Here is a 17,326-nt window from a genome sequence, read left to right as displayed (position 1 = left end):
CAAAAAGGTTGTTAATGTTTCCATCAACAACCCTTTAAATTAGAAGAGTTCATCAAACTCAAAACGATACATTAGATCTACCGCTTGGTTAATATTTGAAACCCATTGCAAATAAAGCCTTGGTGTTAAATTATAACGTAAAGTTAATTCTGTTAATGGAGCAAAAATCCCCACGCCATATTTCACGCGGAACTTCGGAGCAAGACTGGCGCTGAACTCTACTTTTGTATTATCGCCAATGCCTGCGGTGCTGACACTTAAATCTTTTAAACCAAAGGTACTGCCAACATCTCCCACCAATTTACTGCTTTTCGATAAACTCATACTTAATAATGCTGCAGCAACCGCATTACTTGAGCTGGCATCACCACTACTTTCTAGCGAACGTCCGGTTAAAATATAAGAAAGCGCCTCATTTTGTGACATAACCGGATCAGAGAAGACTTTCACATTTGGGTTATCCGCAAGCCCGGTTACCCTAACACCTGCGGTAATCGTTGGGTCTTCCATCGCCTCCGGATTTCGGATCGCTTCAATATCAAGTGAAGACTGAGATGGCGAACCGGCAAAAATAATATTGCCTTTTCGGATCAATAAATCTTGACCATACGCCGCAAAACGCCCTTCACCCAAATTCACTTGCCCGTAAAGCCCCAGGCCTTGCTTACCTTGGCGGACAGATAATAATCCATTTAGATTACTATCCAAACCATAGGCTTTTAACTTCACATCATTACCAATATTGATTTTAATGTCTGCATTGACCATCATGCCGTTTGCAGTTTGAGCCGGAATATCCCTTTGATTAAACGGCACTTTCGCTTTAGCCGAACCATCCATAATCACTTCATCACCGCTGACTGTAACCGCATTTTCAGGTAACTTTTCCACCTCAATTCTTGCCCATGGAATGTCAATATTACCGCTTAATGTGAGCAAATTCGGTGTTGCCGTTACTTGAATATCCGGACTTATCTGCACTTTAGCTATATTTGGAATATCCACCTGGAAGCGGTTAGCCTGAGCATGGACTCTTGTTTTCCAAGCATTTACATTCCGCCAATCAGCATCTCCCTTCAGTTGTAATTGGCTTTGGTTTGATTGAATTTGCCCACTTAGTGTTGAAGTCGCACCATGGAAATTCATCGCTAAATTTCCACCGGTAATATCAAACGGCATCACAGTTGAACGCGCTTTTAGCGAAGTTAAATTCAGATGCCCGTGCAATAATGGCGAAGTTGCAGTTCCGCCTAAAGTTAGGCGAGCGTTAATATTACCATCAACTGAATCACCTTTATTTAACAAAGGACGAAAGAGTCTTAGAGTTAATTGATCAATATGAATATTGCCCGACAACGTTCTTGCTTTATTTAAATCTTTCATCACTACATCGGTCGATAACCTACCGTTATTTTCCATTCGTAAATCTGATTTCAGCACTAAATTATTCTCTGCCATTTTTAAATTAATTTTCAATGGCGAAACCGTTAACGGAAAACTTTTACCACCTTCCATTTTTTGTAGAAACTTAATCGAATTGGATGTGAGATCCACATTAACTTCAGGCTGTTTGTTCTTAAACCAAGCAGCATCACCTTTTGCATTCACAATGCCAGAAATCTGGCTGTTTTTATCCAAAAACTCTTGTAATACGGCTAAATTAAAATTGCGTAATTCAAAAGGTACTTTTCCTTCAACACCTGCATTAAAGGCAGTCGGGAAACACAAATTAATTTTCGGATTATGCCAACAGTGAGCAGATACATTCGCATTAATTGCCTTGTTGTCATATTTCACATTTACCGCTTTGTCGGTTTGGAATTTGCCAAAATCCTTAGACTGAATCGCAACTTGGCTTAATTGCCCTTCCCAAATCTGTTGCAAGCGGTCAAATTTTCCGGAAATTTGCAAATCAGCCCCAACAGGATTCCCTTTTGAGGTTAATTTTAACGTATGATTTGCTTCATTGCCCTGCGCCAATACTGTTGCACTCTCTACTTTAATATCATTATATGCAAACTGGCGTAGCCCTAACTCAACATCACCTTGAATCGTTTTTTCTGTCGTGATTTTACCTTTGGCAGTTAGATGCTGTAATTTGAATTGATCATAACTTACATTAGACGCAACTAAGTCTACATCCATATTAGGTTGAGACACTTGCCCCGATAACTTAACATTACCACTTATGCCGGCTTTTAAATTCGGTACTAGTCCTTGTAGATTCGGAGCTTTAATATCTGCATAGAAATCGGATTTTTCGCCTAAACTCCCTTTAACATCAATTTTATTTTCACCATACACAAGAGACAGTGCCGGCACATTTAAAAATTGCTGATTATTGGCATTAAGATCACCGGTTAATTTCAGATTTTTCTGCTGCAACAATCCTTTTAAATCGATATTCGAGATATCTACATTCCAGTCTGAACCTAAATTGCCTCGCGCTGCATAACCTTTCGATTTAAGTGAGCCGGAAAGCTGGGCAGGCCAATCAGCCAATAATGATTTAGTATTAATGTCATTTAACGCAAGGTTTGCATCCCATTGGACACCATCTACCCAATCCGCAGCTCCTTGTAACTGAGCCTTACCCCCTAATGTATTTAGCGTTAAATCTTGAACATTAAAATGTGTCAGCTCTCCATTGCCTTTCAATAGCGCAGAACTTGGCGGTATCCCCATACCTTTTGCGCTCAGATTTGCCACCAAATCATATTGAAGTAGATCACCACTTAAGCGAATATCAATATTCTCTAACTTCAACACATCATCCCCTTGCTGTACTGCAAAAGGATAACGCATTGACTCACTTTTTAAACTAAGATCAAAAGGTGTTTTAGCTTCGGCTAATTGAACATTACCGCTAACAGTCGCGTTAATTGCGCCTTTAGTTAAAACATTCAGTCTTGTTGTTTCATATAATTCACCGGAAATATCAGCGTTAATATGGCTAAACGGAAGTTTCACCTTTGCATTTTTTGCCTCATACCCTTCTAGATTCCATACCAATGGATAATTATCTTTTAAGGATAATTCCCCTTTTGCTGTCAAATCACCTTGATCGCTTTTAAAATCAAGGTATTGCAAAGCAAGATGTTGATCTTTTGCTTGTGCTTTTAAATCTAAAGAATCTACTTTTAACAAAGAAATCGGCTCAATATTGTTTCCTTTTTCATCCTTAGCTTTTTGTGCAAGGGCTACATTTTTTACCTCAATTTGCTCAACCATTAAATCTAAAGGTAATGTAAAGCGAACTTGTTTATCTAATAATGGTTTTTCCAATTCGGCGCGAATAGTTGCCCAGTCAATATTGTTGCGTGGTTCTTGAGCCACTTTTTCCGGCGTTTTACCTTGCAATTCATGGAATTGCTCAACAACTTTTTCTCCTGTTTTTTCTACAGCTTCTTTTACGACCTTATCTGCTACTTCTTGGGCATTGGTTAGTGTTGTCGGTAACTCATCGTCCGATTTTGCTATTTTTTCATCAAAATCAACCGCTTGTTTCTGTTCTGCTTCCTCTAATTTTAAAGCTAACAACAGATTTAAACCGTCTAATTTGGTCGAATGTAGCGTAACTGAACGCCCTTTCCCGGAAAGAGCTGAGTGAAAATGGTTAAGGTGAATTTCTGTTTCATCCACCTTCACATCAATATTGTCCAGCTGAATATTGTTAGCAGAAATTCCAAGCGGCAAATTCAACTCGGTAAAGGGCTTTGTATCCTCTTTTTCTTGAGAAGGGGGTAATTTAGTAGTATCAATGACCACTGAAGTATCTTTCACACTCAGATTATTCAGGCAGACTTCATAATGCACCAAGCAATTAAAACCAAGATGTAAATCAGCTTTACCTACCTGTACATTCACACCATCTATCACAAACTGAGTATCGGTTAATGTCAGCCCCTCTTGCAGGCTACCTTCTACCATCCCAATTTGTAATGGCTCAACAAATTTATCTACCAACGTAAGCGCTTTACGCTGCCCATATCCTGTAGCTAAAAACAGAAGCGGAATTAACAACACAATAAGCAATACGCAAATCCCCCAACGTAACCAACGCCATGTTGGAGCTTTTGAGGAGGTTTTATCGACTTCATTTTTATCCGATGTAGGAGATGCCTGTTCAGGCAGTATCGTATTTTGATTTTGCATTACTTGTTGTTTTTCTTCGTTCATAGTCGTGATTAATAACTGTAAAAATTTATCTAAAATTGACCGCTTGCTGCCACTTAAAGATCCGAACCTAAACCAATATAAATTTGAAAGCCTTTTTTATTATCAGGCGATTTCACCGGTGTACCGACATCAAATTTAATTGCACCGATTGGCGATGCCCAACGGACACCAATACCTGTTCCCGAATGTAGATCTTTGGTTTTAAATTTATTAGAAGCCAACCCGGTGTCGTAAAATATTGCCGCCCACCACCCCGGGTAAACCTGGTATTGATATTCGACCGCACCTGTCGCTAAGTGAGAGCCGCCAACACGTTTTCCATTTTTAGGATCACGCGGAGAAATATCTTTATAGCCAAAGCCACGAACACTCATATCACCACCGGCGAAATAACGCAAAGCCGGTGGAATACGCTCAAATTGATTCGCCTTTATATAACCGATTTCTGCTCTTAAGTAGAAACGATGATTATCAAAATAGGTTCTAGCCCAAGAGGTTGAAGCCTTATAACTATAAAAATTTACATCTGAACCAAAAGCTTTACTCCCCCAGTTTACGGTTAATTTTTGCGTATCGCCCCATAACGGATAAGGTTTACCATCTGTTCGGGTTCTGTTGAGCGAAGCGGTTGGATAAATTAACAATGTTTTAAAACGATCTTGTGCTTGAGTAAAAGAATCATAACGCGCTTTTACGCCAGCTGAAAATGACCAACCGGTTTCACGCGTCCAAAAACGTTGTAATCCTAAAGTTGCCGCGGTTGATTTGGTGTCATTTTGGTTTTCGTTTTCCAAAGTACCGGATAATTGATAATAGTAGTGTAAAGGGTCTTTCCTTAACGGAATGTTATAACCTAATTCAAATGTTTGCTCAGGCTTTGATACATAAGTTCGAGTCTCAATGCTGTGACCACGGCTGTTTAGCCAAGTTTTTTTCCAGTTAAGTTGTAAACGTGGACCAACTTCAGTTTCAAAACCAATTCCAATTTCTACTTCGTTCTTCTTTCTTGGTTTGAAAAGGACATTTAAGTTCACCCGTTTATCTTGTTCATTTAAGTGAGGCTCAACCATAACAGACGAAAACCATTTACTCGATAAATAGTCTTGAGTTAAAACGGAAAGATCGCTTGCTAAATAAGGATCACCTGTCTGGATTTTGAGAATATTGCGTAAATATTCTTCTTGAATTTGATTATCCACAAAAGTGATATCCCCATAGAGATAACGGCTACCACTGTCATAGCCCAAACGCCAGTCTGCTTTGTGATCGAGTGGATAAACTTCTAAGCGATGATATAGCCAATGTCCATCAAAATACCCTCGACTAAAAGCATTGCTTTCAATATTACTTTTAAAATTTTCATAGGTTTTATGATTAAGCCTAGATCCTGATTTCGGTGCCTTTTCAACTAATCGAATAAATGCATCATCTTCTTTCGCTTCACCTTGCAAGACGATATCAGTCTCATCAATTTTGACAGTTTCTTTGCCTAATTGTACATTTAACACCAATAGCGGTTTCTTTCCGTTACGAGGAAGCTGCACAAATTGATATTGGCTGTTGTAATAACCTAAAGCTCTTAATGCTTTATCAACATTGGTTTGTACTAAATATTGATAGCGTTCTGAACCATCTGCATATTCATTAGCAATTTGGGCTAAATATAAATTGACATTTTTCTTTGCCTCTTTATCTCTAATGCCTTTTATTTCTAAATCGACGAGTGGCTCAACCCTATCTTCTTCTATCAATTCTTCTGAGGAGGCTTCTGCTAAGTCCTCTTCTAATTCTTCAACTTTATCGGCATCGATATCTGTAATACGCTTAGACGGCTCTGCTTGTGCCATTGAGGCGAACGCAACTAAACAGCAATATGTTAAAAAATGAAATTTTGTATTCATTGTTGACCTTTTATTCTCTTGGAATACCACGTAAAAGCGGAATGCTTTCATAAGGCGGTATAGATGTAACTGCCGGCTCATGCTCAAATAGCATAATAAGTGGTTTTTCCGGTGTGACTTTTTCGTTTCGCCAAAGTGCTCCGATACTAACTAACTCAACCTCTTTGGGTAATTTGGCTAAAGTATTCTTCAACACACGAATTGTATTTTGACGTGGATGCCCAATAACCACCGCTACGCCGTATTTCTTTGCGCGTTCAACGGCTAATAAAAACTGCTTTTGCACATTGGCAAACTCATCGCTATCGTCTAAGAAAATATCTCGCTCCAGTGTACTGATACCCATTTGGCGGGCAATTTTTGCAGCAACACTGCTACCAATGGTTTTACTATCTAAAAAGAATAGTTGATTTTCTTTTAGCACATTCATCAAATTTATCATCGTTTGACTATCTGAGGTTGCACCACTTCCCATATGATTATTTAAACCAATAGCATATGGTACTTGACCACGAGAACTCTCAATAAGTTTCCGAAGTTTTTCTTCGCTATCACCAATTTTAAGTCCGCCTTGTTCAATAGGTTGCTTGGATTTAGGCTCCATTGGCAGGTGAATTAAAATATCCCGCTTTTGGTGATGAGCATCAATCGCTCTGGCTTTCGCATAAGGGGCCGATGGAATAATCGCCACACTCACCTCTTTCGGCATTGATAAGATAGCCTTATCTTCTTTTACTCGATAACCGACATCATCAATAACAATAGCTAGTTTTGCTGCCTGTGCAAGCGGTGGAAAAAACAGAAAAATTTGCAAAAAAATACTCAAATTTAATCGCTTGTAAACTTCTTTTAACATTAATTATTTCACCAAATTTAAAGGATTAATCGGTGTTCCTTTTCGAGTCACACCAAAATAAAGAGCTGATCGATTTTGTCCTCCGCTGTTACCCACTTTGGCAATCACCTGACCACCTTGTACCCGGCTTCCTTTGCTAACGGAAATTGATTGGTTATAGCCATAAAGGGAAATATCTCCATTGCCATGATCAATTGCAACCATTTGCCCATAACCTGCAAGCCATTGTGCCATAATCACCCGACCGGAAGCCATTGCTTTCACAGATGTACCGGCAGGTGCGGCAATAACAACACCATGCCAATTATTACCAAACTTAGTAATCACGTTGCCCGATACCGGCATCGTATATCTACCGGCCTTAATTGGTGTAGTATCTACTTTCGCGTTAGCGTTAGATTGAGACTTAGATTTTGCTGCTTGCTGCTCACGTTTTTGAGCTTGCTCAGATTCTCTTTGTGCCTGTTCCAATTGCTGCCTTAAAGCAGCTTCATTATTCCGCAAATTCTTTAAACGGCTTTGATCTTGCTCAAGCGTTTTATCAATGGAACGTAGCGTACTCTCACGCTGGGCTTGTACTTTCTTTAAATCTCGCTCTTGTTTTTTATGTTCGTTTAATTGTGATTGATGATCTTTTTGCTGACCTTTTAACTCATCTCGTCTGGCTTTTAAGTCTGCCTGTGTTTTGCGAATTTCGTGAATGGCATCAATACGAATATTATTCATATGCTCATAATAAGCGGTCATTCTTTCTGCATTTTTTGCATCTTCAGACATTAAACGCTCTAATACAGAAGGATTAACGCCTGAACGATAAGCAGAATCCAGTTGTTCTTTTAATTTTTCTTTTTGCTGCCTCTCTTGTTTTTCAAGACGACTGATTTCAAGCTCAGTTGCCTTAATGGTTTGGCGAATTTCACCTAATGACATTTCTGTTTTTTGCAGTTTATCTAACACTTTGCCCATTTCAACTTCTTGGGTTTTTAATGTTGATTGTAAAGCAGTACGCTTTTGTTTCTGCTCATTAATTTTAGAAGTTTGTTGCTGAATTTTCTGCTGAATCTGATTAAGGTTATTTGCAAAAGAAAAAGATGCGGAAAGGCTAATTGCTCCGCCCAATAGTAATGCCCAAAAGTCAAAATTTCTTCGTTTCACAAGTATTCCTTTTTTATTCCAAATATCGCTAAGGCTATATTCTAATCGGTTATTTGCTTAAGATCAGCTTTTTAGTGAAAGAATTTAACTATCTATTTCAAAATGGAGAGAATTTTGCTATAAATAACGCAGTTTTAAATCCGTTATTTTTTACTCAAAGCAAGGAGTTATTATGCAATTAGTATTTATCCGCCACGGTTTCAGTGAATGGAATGCTAAAAACTTATTTACAGGTTGGCGTGATGTTAATTTAACAGAGCGTGGTATTGAAGAAGCAAAATCAGCAGGTCAAAAATTAAAAGCAGCAGGTTTTGAATTTGATATCGCTTTCACTTCTGTTTTAACTCGTGCAATCAAAACCTGTAATATCGTGTTAGAAGAATCTGATCAATTATGGATTCCTCAAGTGAAAAACTGGCGTTTAAATGAGCGTCATTACGGTGCGTTACAAGGTTTAGACAAAAAAGAAACAGCAGAAAAATACGGTGATGAGCAAGTTCACATCTGGCGTCGTTCTTACGATATTTCTCCTCCGGATTTAGACCCACAAGATCCAAATTCTGCTCATAACGACCGCCGTTATGCAAATTTACCGAAAGATTTAATTCCAAATGCCGAAAACTTAAAAATCACGCTTGAGCGTGTATTACCATTCTGGGAAGATCAAATTGCTCCGGCATTAATTTCCGGCAAACGTGTTCTTGTAACCGCTCACGGTAACTCATTACGTGCATTAGCAAAACACATTGAAGGAATTTCTGACGCAGATATCATGGATTTAGAAATCCCAACCGGTCAACCATTAGTGTATGAATTAGACGATAACTTAAAAGTTATCAGCAAACGTTACTTATAATGGTAAATTTTCGATAAAAAACAACCGCTTGTAATCATCAATTACAAGCGGTTAATTTTTTCATCTTTTTTGCAAATTAGAAATCTAATAACTCTTTCTCTTTTGCTGCCAATACTTCATCAACTTTTTTGATGAAAGTATCAGTAATTTTTTGAATATCTTCTTCGGCTTTATGCTGCTCGTTTTCGCTGATCTCTTTATCTTTCAATAATGCTTTGATTTGATCATTCGCATCACGACGAACATTACGGATAGCTACTTTACCTTGCTCCCCTTCTGCTTTGACGATTTTGATTAAATCACGGCGACGTTCTTCTGTTAACGGTGGAAGTGGAACGCGAATAGTGGTACCGGCAGATGATGGGTTTAAGCCCAAATCTGAGGTTAAAATCGCTTTTTCTACCGCTGAAATTAAAGATTTATCAAACACGTTTACCGCAAGGGTACGTGCGTCTTCAGCAACTACGTTTGCAACTTGGCGTAATGGTGTCGCTGAACCATAATATTCAACTTGAATGCCATCTAATAAAGAAGGTTGAGCACGGCCTGTACGAATTTTCGCAATATGACCTTTTAAAGCCTCTAGGCTTTTTTCCATACGATCTTGTGTATCTTTTTTGATTTCGTTAATCATTGATTTTATCCTTTATAAAAAAACAGAGAAATAAATTATTCAGAAATGGTTGTACCTTCTTCGGTACCAAACACGACTTTACGTAATGCACCCGGTTTGCCCATATTAAACACTCTAATCGGCATACCGTGATCACGAGCAAGAGTGAATGCCGCTAAGTCCATCACTTGTAATTCTTGGTCGATAACTTGTGCATAAGTCAGTTTATTATAGAGTTTCGCATCTGCGTATTTTGCCGGGTCTTTGTCATAAACGCCGTCCACTTTTGTGGCTTTTAATACAACATCAGCTTCAATTTCAATACCACGTAAACAAGCCGCCGAGTCGGTCGTAAAGAACGGGCTACCGGTACCTGCCGAGAAAATGACTACACGCTTTTCTCTTAACATTTTAATTGCTTCAGACCAGTTATAGGTATCACAAATACCGTTTAACTGGAATGCTGACATCAATTTTGCGTTCACCTCTGCACGGTGCAAGGCATCACGCATTGCTAGGCCATTCATTACAGTGGCAAGCATGCCCATATGATCGCCCACTACACGGTTCATTCCCGCTTTTGCTAATTTTGCACCACGAAATAAGTTGCCGCCACCAAGAACAACACCCACTTCCACGCCTTCGGCGAGAAGTTCTTTAATCTCTAACGCCATACGATCTAGAATGGACGGATCGATACCAAAACCTTCGTTCCCTTGTAAAGCTTCGCCACTTAATTTGAGAAGAATTCGTTTATAGATTGGGTTACTCATTTTAATTGCCTCTTATACTGTATGGACTAAACACAAAATTACGCTATTATAGAACAATCCTTTTCTACGATAAACTGAAAAATTTTAACTAAATGAATTCAAAACAAATTTTCGGCATTATTACAGCTCTTTTCTTAGCAAGTTCTGCAAGCTATCTTATGCTCATCGGCTCAGGATTTTTCCCACAGCCGACTATTTTAGAGCTGCTTTTTGGGATTTTTCTTATCATTGCATTAGCCAGTTCCAAGTGGACTTACTATTTTCTGCTGCTGCCAATCAGTATTGCCTACGCTTTTTATACCCCGGTTGGGATTAATTTCGGTAAGCCTACCTATGAATATATTGCTTCTATTTTTGCCACCGATATGATGGAAAGTCGTGAGTTTCTTGCTCAACTGCCCATATTGCATATTTTAGCAGGCATTGGGATTGTACTAGCGGTCATTTTTTATCGAAAAATTACCAATATTTATCATATTCGTTTTCTAAAAAACAAAACCTTTGTGATGAGTGCATTTATTTTGATGCTCTTCTCTCTTGCGCCTTTTAAATTCTTCCATGAATTTTACCAATCAAGCTTAAAAGTCAAAAAAGAGTTAGAGGTATTAAATAATTTAACATTGGAGTCAAAATGGGGAGAATCAACACTCAACGAAAATGCTAAATATGATGACTACATCTTAATTATGGGCGAAAGTGCAAGAAAAGACTACCACCATGCTTATGGCTACCCGGTCCCTAACACACCGTTTATGAGTTCAGCAAATGGAACGCTAATTGATGGCCTAACTGCCGGCGGCACTAACACGATCGCCTCTCTGCGGTTAATGCTCACTAAACCGGATACGGAAAAATGGGAAGCAAACTATTCTTTGACCTTAATTGATTTGATTAAGTCTGCTGGGGTGAAAACCTACTGGATTTCCAATCAAGGTTATTTGGGTAATTACGACACTCCGATTTCTTCTATCGGCAATAAAAGCGATATCAGAATCTTCACCAAAGCTGGCGATTCATTAAATACCAATGTAAGCGATTTTGAACTGCTCCCGCATTTCAGTAAAGTGATTAGAGAGCCTGCAAGCGGCAAACGCTTTATTTTCTTACATTTATACGGCTCTCACCCGATTACTTGTGACAGATTAACCGATTATCCGAAAATGTTTGACGATAATAAATTACCAAAACGGTATTTTAATGTGAATTGCTATGTGTCTTCTATTAAGAAAACAGACGAATTTCTCAAACGTGTGTATGAAACTTTAGTTCAAAACCAAACAGCTAATCAGCGTTCATTTTCAATGATTTACTTATCTGACCATGGCTTATCACACGAAATGAGTAAAGATAACATTTTGATTCAAAACGGTAAGGATAAAAGTAAACTACACTACGATATCCCATTATTTAAAATTTCGAGTGATGATACTAAGCGTAATGTCTATAAAGCCTTTAAATCCGGCTTAAATTTTACTGACGGTATTGCAAATTGGATGGGAATTGAGAATCCGTTATTGAATAAAGAAATTGATTTATTTAGCAATCAGGCGGATAAAAACGATTATGGGTTGAGAAAAATCATTGAAACCCAATCAACCGTTGAAGATCCGGCCGTTGCCATTCCGATGAATAATAAAAAATAGAACGTAAAAAAGCAGGCAAAAGCCTGCTTTTTCCATCAACTCAAAGTTTGAATTAAGCGTTACCGCCGGTGATTTTAGCAACTTCTGCTGCGAAATCTTCTTCAACTTTTTCGATACCTTCACCCACTTCTAAACGGATGAAGTTAGATACTGAAGTACCTACTGATTTTAAGTATTGGCCCACAGTTTGTGATGGATCCATTACGAATGGTTGACCGGTTAATGAAACTTCACCGGTGAATTTAGCCATACGACCTTCAACCATTTTCTCAGCGATTTCTTTTGGTTTACCTGAGTTCATCGCGATTTCGATTTGGATTTCACGCTCTTTTGCAACAACATCTGCAGAAACATCTTCTGGGTTTACGAATTCAGGTTTGCTTGCAGCAACGTGCATTGCTACTTTGCGTAATTCTTCTTCAGAACCTTCACCAGCTACTAATACACCGATTTTCGCACCGTGTAAGTATTGTGCAATCACATTACCTTCTAAGAACTTAACACGACGAATGTTCATGTTCTCACCGATTTTAGCAACTAATGCAACACGTTTTTCTTCAAATTGAGCTGCTAATGCTTCAATAGAGATGTCTTTGTTTGCTGCTGCATAGTCTGCAACTTCGTTTGCTAAACCTAAGAAACCTGCATCTTTTGCTACGAAGTCAGTTTGGCAGTTCATTTCAACTAATACACCGAAACCTTTCGCTACGCGAGCTAAAATTACACCTTCAGCTGCGATGTTACCTGCTTTTTTAGCTGCTTTCGCTTGACCAGATTTACGCATGTTATCGATCGCTAACTCGATGTCACCGTTTGCTTCTTGTAATGCTTTTTTACATTCCATCATACCTGCGCCGGTACGTTCACGAAGTTCTTTAACTAATGATGCTGTGATCTCAGCCATTTTTTAATTCCTCTTGATTTGATACGGGAAAGACAGGCATTCACCTGTCTAGAGATTTTATCGTTTAGGGCAGGTTAAAACCTGCCCTTACAAACTGAATTATTCAGCTGCTGCTTCTGCGGCAACTTCAACTTCTTGACCACGACCTTCTTTGATTGCAGCAACCGCTGAATCTAAGTAAAGTTGGATTGCACGTGTTGCGTCATCATTACCAGGGATGATGTAATTAACGCCATCTGGAGTTGAGTTAGTATCAACAATCGCAAATACCGGAATACCTAAGTTGTTTGCTTCTTTGATTGCGATATGCTCGTGATCAGCACCGATTACAAATACTGCATCCGGTAAGCCGTTCATATCTTTGATACCGCCTAAGCTTAACTCTAATTTCTCTAACTCACGAGTACGCATTAACGCTTCTTTTTTAGTGATTTTGTCAAAAGTACCGTCTTGAGTTTGAGTTTCTAAATCTTTTAAACGTTTGATTGATTGACGAACGGTTTTCCAGTTTGTCAACATACCACCTAACCAACGGTGGTTAACGTAGAATTGTTGGCTATCTACTGCTGCTGCTTTAACTGCTTCACTTGCCGCACGTTTTGTACCAACGAATAATACTTTACCGTTATTGCTTGCAATACGTGTTAATTCCGCTAATGCTTCGTTAAATAATGGTAATGTTTTTTCTAAGTTGATTACATGAACACCGTTACGTGCACCGAAAATGAATGGTTTCATTTTTGGGTTCCAGTAACGAGTTTGGTGACCATAGTGAACGCCCGCATTAAGCATATCGCGCATAGAAACTTGTGCCATAAGAATTTTCCTTCAAAGTTGTTTGTTTTGCCACTTATGAACGGCAAAACGGGGTTTAGCCTCCACATATCCTAGAAAATCGATCTATAAAATAGACACCCCAATTTCTAGCTTGTGATATGTGTGTGTTTTAGTGTTAAAAAATAAATGTTTACGCTTTCTGCCCGAAACAGACAAAAAACGGTGCATATTATGCCAAAAAACAGACAGCATTACCACTCTTTTTCGCACTCAAAATGCAAAAGATAACAAAAAGAAAAACGGTCGGTTTTGCAAAAATTTGCCACAAAACGCACAGCGTTTTGAACGTTGGCTTTGCCAACGGCTCCATAGGAGCGAACAAAATTGCACACAATTTTGAGAGTAAAATCCGACCGCTTGTAAGGATAATTAAGCCTATTTTTTAGTGATCGCGCCTAAAATTCCACGCATAATTTGCTTGGTCACTTGGTTGCGTAAATTTCTACCCACAGAATGTGCCACTTGGCTCACGACCTGTTCGGTAACAGATTGATCTTTTTTCTTTTTTGAGCCAAAAATCGAAGAAATAATACCACCGAAGAAATCATTGTTCGCTTCTGCTGCCGCCGCTTGCTCAGCCTTAACTTGTTCTGCTTTGGCATTAAGGCGTTCAAAAGCAGATTCATTATCTACAAATTGACTATAGTGATGGTATAAATCATCTTGTTTCACTAACGCAGATCGCTCACCGGTTGCAAGCGGTGTAAGCTGGCTTTTCGGTGGATAAATATAAGCAATCTCAACCGGCGTTGGCATCCCTTTTTCATCTAATACAGAAACTAAGGCTTGCCCAACACCTAATTGAGTAATGGCTTCTACCACATCCACATCTTTATTGGCACGGAAGGTTTCCGCTGCTGATTTCACCGCTTTTTGATCACGCGGAGTGAAAGCTCGTAATGCGTGTTGAATACGATTACCTAGCTGACCTAACACCGAATCCGGCAAGTCTAACGGATTTTGTGTTACAAAATAAACACCTATACCTTTAGAACGAATTAAACGTACCACCTGTTCGATTTTGTCCACCAATACTTTCGGGGCGCCATCAAATAATAAGTGAGCCTCGTCAAAAAAAAGCACAAACTTCGGTTTTTCCGGATCGCCTACTTCAGGTAAGTTTTCAAATAATTCTGCCATAAACCAAAGTAAGAACGCTCCATACATTCTTGGTGAGTTGATTAATTTTTCCGAATTTAAAATATTGATTACACCGCGACCGTCACGGGTTTGGAGCCAATTATGTAAATCTAATGCAGGCTCACCGAATAAATTCGCTGCTCCTTCATTTTCAAGTGCTAACAACGCGCGCTGAATCGCTCCCACACTCGCAGCGGAAACATTCCCATATTCCACTTGAAATTCTTTTGCATTATCGGCAACGAATTTTAATAACGCACGTAAATCTTTTAAATCAATGAGCAGTAAACCTCTGTCATCCGCCACACGGAAAACAAGATTTAATAAGCCCTCTTGTGTATCGTTTAAATTTAATAAACGAGCAAGCAACATTGGCCCCATTTCTGAAATCGTGGTGCGAAGCGGAATGCCAGACTCACCAAACACATCCCAAAATGACACAGGATAACCGTTTAAATACGCCTCGCCACCTAAATTAAACATTTCAATGCGTTCTGCAATTTTTCCGGAAAAATTGCCCGCTTGTACAAGGCCTGACAAGTCACCTTTTACATCAACTAAGAACACCGGCACGCCATCATCACTAAAGGCTTCTGCCAATTTGCGTAAAGTTACGGTTTTACCGGTACCAGTCGCCCCTGCCACTAAACCGTGACGATTCGCCATTTTTGAATTCAGAGAAATCACTTCCCCTGATTCGGTTTGAGCAATGTTATATAAACTCATATCAAATTCTCTTCTTTGAATTAACTTTTTGTTCCGATAAGGAATCCTCTATCCCAATTACTACGATATTGTGCAGGAAGTTGCTTTACATTATAACCGCAATATTCACTTCGCTGCTGTAGCATCCGTAGTTTCTGAGTCTGGAAAGATTTTCCTACACGATAACCATCTAAATACCAATCATCACTGTCTTTACAAGCTGTTGTATTAATTCTCTTGGTTGTTACCTTAGGATTTACAACAGGCTGGTTGCTTGATGTTGGGAAGGTAGCTAGTTTAGAAATTATACGTTCTCTTTTGATTGTTGATTTATCAATAGAGGCATGTTGATTCGCCGACTCTGAGAATAACCCCATATCCTCCTCCCATTTATCTAATGTGCTACACCCTGCAATCACCAGAATGCTACACACGATTGCCGCGAACTTAGGTAAGTTCATATTTCTCCCTTCAATTTGAGTTGTTAAAACATAATTGCTATTAATCATTTTGTTCTAGTTACGCCCATTTCGTTTCTGTACAAAAGCATGTTTATTTCTTGAACGATTTACTTTCGGCAAAGGTAGTAACGAGCTTTTATCATATTGACTAACGGGAATTTGGTGCCCGATATACTCCTCTATCGCCGGCAAATTAACCGCGTAACGCTCGCAAGCGAAGCTGATAGAATGCCCGCTCTCCCCTGCTCGACCAGTTCTACCAATGCGGTGAACGTAATCTTCTTTATCATCAGGTAAGTCATAATTAAACACATGTGTGACATCCGGAATATGTAAACCTCGGGCGGCAACATCTGTTACAACTAAAATATCTAAATTGCCTTTAGTAAAATTATCAAGTAAGGACAGACGCTTTTTCTGTGGAATATCTCCGGTCAACATACCTACACGATGGCCATCTGCAGATAAATATTGCCAAATTTCTTCGCATTTATGCTTGGTATTAGCAAAAACCATGCAACGCTCCGGCCACTCTTCTTCAAGTAACGTTAATAATAGGGCCATTTTATCTTCATTAGAGGGATAAAATAGCTCTTCTTTAATACGATGCCCCGTGCGTTGTAGCGGCTCAATTTCAATATATTCGGCGTTATTCATATCTTCATAGGCAAGCTCTCTCACTCTTGGGGAAAGCGTTGCTGAAAATAATAGTGTTAAGCGTTTCTGCGGTGGCGGCGATTTACGCATAAGGTAACGGATATCTTTAATAAAGCCCAGATCAAACATTCGATCCGCCTCATCTAGCACAATTACTTGGATTTTATCTAAATTAATAATGCCTTGTTTAACATAATCAATCACACGCCCTGTTGTACCGACTAAAATATCTACACCTTTTTCAATTTCTTGTAGCTGTTTATCATAACCATCACCACCATAAGCAAGGGCCAATTTCAGATCAGAATGTTGTAGGAAAAGCTGTGCATCTGCTGCAATTTGCACGGCTAATTCTCGGGTAGGAGCTAAAATTAATGCTCTAGGCTGATTTTTAGCTGCTTTAATTTCATTACTTAACAAATAATGGAAAGTTGCGACTAAAAAGGCTAACGTTTTTCCCGTGCCTGTTTGAGCTTGCCCTGCAATATCATTACCGGAAAGCGTAATCGGAAACGTTTTTGCTTGAATCGGTGTACAAAATTCAAAACCTTTGCTATCTAAGGCATTTAATACATTCGTGTGAATAGGGAAATCAATAAAGCGGTGTTCTGTAAGATGATTCGACATCATAAATTCCTTATATTTT

Annotated in this window: 13 protein-coding genes; 2 read left to right on the top strand and 11 right to left on the bottom strand. The window is 38.9% G+C overall.

The window, feature by feature from the left end; translation table 11 throughout:
- Nucleotides 1-39 precede the first annotated feature (39 nt).
- The 4 genes from tamB to A6B41_RS04835 are packed head-to-tail and all read right to left on the bottom strand — an operon-like array spanning nucleotide 40 to nucleotide 8,055.
- A complete protein-coding gene (tamB, locus tag A6B41_RS04850) occupies nucleotides 40-4,179 on the bottom strand; it encodes an autotransporter assembly complex protein TamB (protein ID WP_032847486.1) in 4,140 nt (1,379 codons plus the stop codon).
- A gap of 53 nt (nucleotides 4,180-4,232) precedes the next feature.
- A complete protein-coding gene (gene tamA / locus A6B41_RS04845) occupies nucleotides 4,233-6,080 on the bottom strand; it encodes an autotransporter assembly complex protein TamA (protein ID WP_027074755.1) in 1,848 nt (615 codons plus the stop codon).
- A 10-nt stretch (nucleotides 6,081-6,090) separates the two neighbouring features.
- On the bottom strand, nucleotides 6,091-6,936 hold the full coding sequence (locus A6B41_RS04840) for a divergent polysaccharide deacetylase family protein (RefSeq protein ID WP_027074756.1): 846 nt from the start codon (nucleotides 6,934-6,936) through the stop codon (nucleotides 6,091-6,093).
- A 3-nt stretch (nucleotides 6,937-6,939) separates the two neighbouring features.
- Complete coding sequence (locus tag A6B41_RS04835; RefSeq protein ID WP_032847568.1) at nucleotides 6,940-8,055, bottom strand: peptidoglycan DD-metalloendopeptidase family protein; 1,116 nt, start codon at nucleotides 8,053-8,055, stop codon at nucleotides 6,940-6,942.
- Nucleotides 8,056-8,263: 208 nt separating this feature from the next.
- On the opposite strand from A6B41_RS04835, the gene A6B41_RS04830 reads away from it, so the two are divergent.
- A complete protein-coding gene (locus tag A6B41_RS04830) occupies nucleotides 8,264-8,947 on the top strand; it encodes a 2,3-diphosphoglycerate-dependent phosphoglycerate mutase (RefSeq protein WP_027074758.1) in 684 nt (227 codons plus the stop codon).
- A 76-nt stretch (nucleotides 8,948-9,023) separates the two neighbouring features.
- On the opposite strand, the gene frr is transcribed toward A6B41_RS04830, so the two are convergent.
- Both frr and pyrH read right to left on the bottom strand, forming a co-directional pair.
- A complete protein-coding gene (frr, locus tag A6B41_RS04825; protein ID WP_006248085.1) occupies nucleotides 9,024-9,581 on the bottom strand; it encodes a ribosome recycling factor in 558 nt (185 codons plus the stop codon).
- Nucleotides 9,582-9,616: 35 nt separating this feature from the next.
- Nucleotides 9,617-10,333 (bottom strand): UMP kinase, encoded by a 717-nt coding sequence (gene pyrH / locus A6B41_RS04820; RefSeq protein ID WP_027074759.1) that lies wholly within the window; start codon nucleotides 10,331-10,333, stop codon nucleotides 9,617-9,619.
- A gap of 92 nt (nucleotides 10,334-10,425) precedes the next feature.
- Between pyrH and A6B41_RS04815 the strand changes: the two genes are divergently transcribed.
- Nucleotides 10,426-11,976, top strand: coding sequence for a phosphoethanolamine transferase (locus A6B41_RS04815; protein WP_027074760.1), 1,551 nt, complete (start codon nucleotides 10,426-10,428; stop codon nucleotides 11,974-11,976).
- Nucleotides 11,977-12,028: 52 nt separating this feature from the next.
- On the opposite strand, the gene tsf is transcribed toward A6B41_RS04815, so the two are convergent.
- From tsf to rhlB, 5 genes are all read right to left on the bottom strand, one after another.
- Nucleotides 12,029-12,880 carry a translation elongation factor Ts gene (tsf, locus tag A6B41_RS04810; protein WP_027074761.1) on the bottom strand — a complete coding sequence of 284 codons (852 nt, stop codon included), beginning with the start codon at nucleotides 12,878-12,880 and terminating at the stop codon, nucleotides 12,029-12,031.
- Nucleotides 12,881-12,979: 99 nt separating this feature from the next.
- Entirely contained in the window at nucleotides 12,980-13,696 is a 717-nt protein-coding gene (rpsB, locus tag A6B41_RS04805; protein ID WP_027074762.1) for a 30S ribosomal protein S2, read from the bottom strand.
- 396 nt (nucleotides 13,697-14,092) lie between these two features.
- Nucleotides 14,093-15,583 carry a helicase HerA-like C-terminal domain-containing protein gene (locus A6B41_RS04800; protein WP_027074763.1) on the bottom strand — a complete coding sequence of 497 codons (1,491 nt, stop codon included), beginning with the start codon at nucleotides 15,581-15,583 and terminating at the stop codon, nucleotides 14,093-14,095.
- A gap of 20 nt (nucleotides 15,584-15,603) precedes the next feature.
- Entirely contained in the window at nucleotides 15,604-16,023 is a 420-nt protein-coding gene (locus tag A6B41_RS04795) for a hypothetical protein (protein WP_050436792.1), read from the bottom strand.
- Between the two features lie 54 nt (nucleotides 16,024-16,077).
- Nucleotides 16,078-17,307 carry an ATP-dependent RNA helicase RhlB gene (gene rhlB / locus A6B41_RS04790; protein ID WP_027074764.1) on the bottom strand — a complete coding sequence of 410 codons (1,230 nt, stop codon included), beginning with the start codon at nucleotides 17,305-17,307 and terminating at the stop codon, nucleotides 16,078-16,080.
- Nucleotides 17,308-17,326: the final 19 nt, after the last annotated feature.

It is taken from the genome of Mannheimia granulomatis, assembly GCF_013377255.1.
Taxonomy (GTDB): domain Bacteria; phylum Pseudomonadota; class Gammaproteobacteria; order Enterobacterales; family Pasteurellaceae; genus Mannheimia; species Mannheimia granulomatis.
This window is presented reverse-complemented; position numbering and strand designations above follow the sequence as displayed.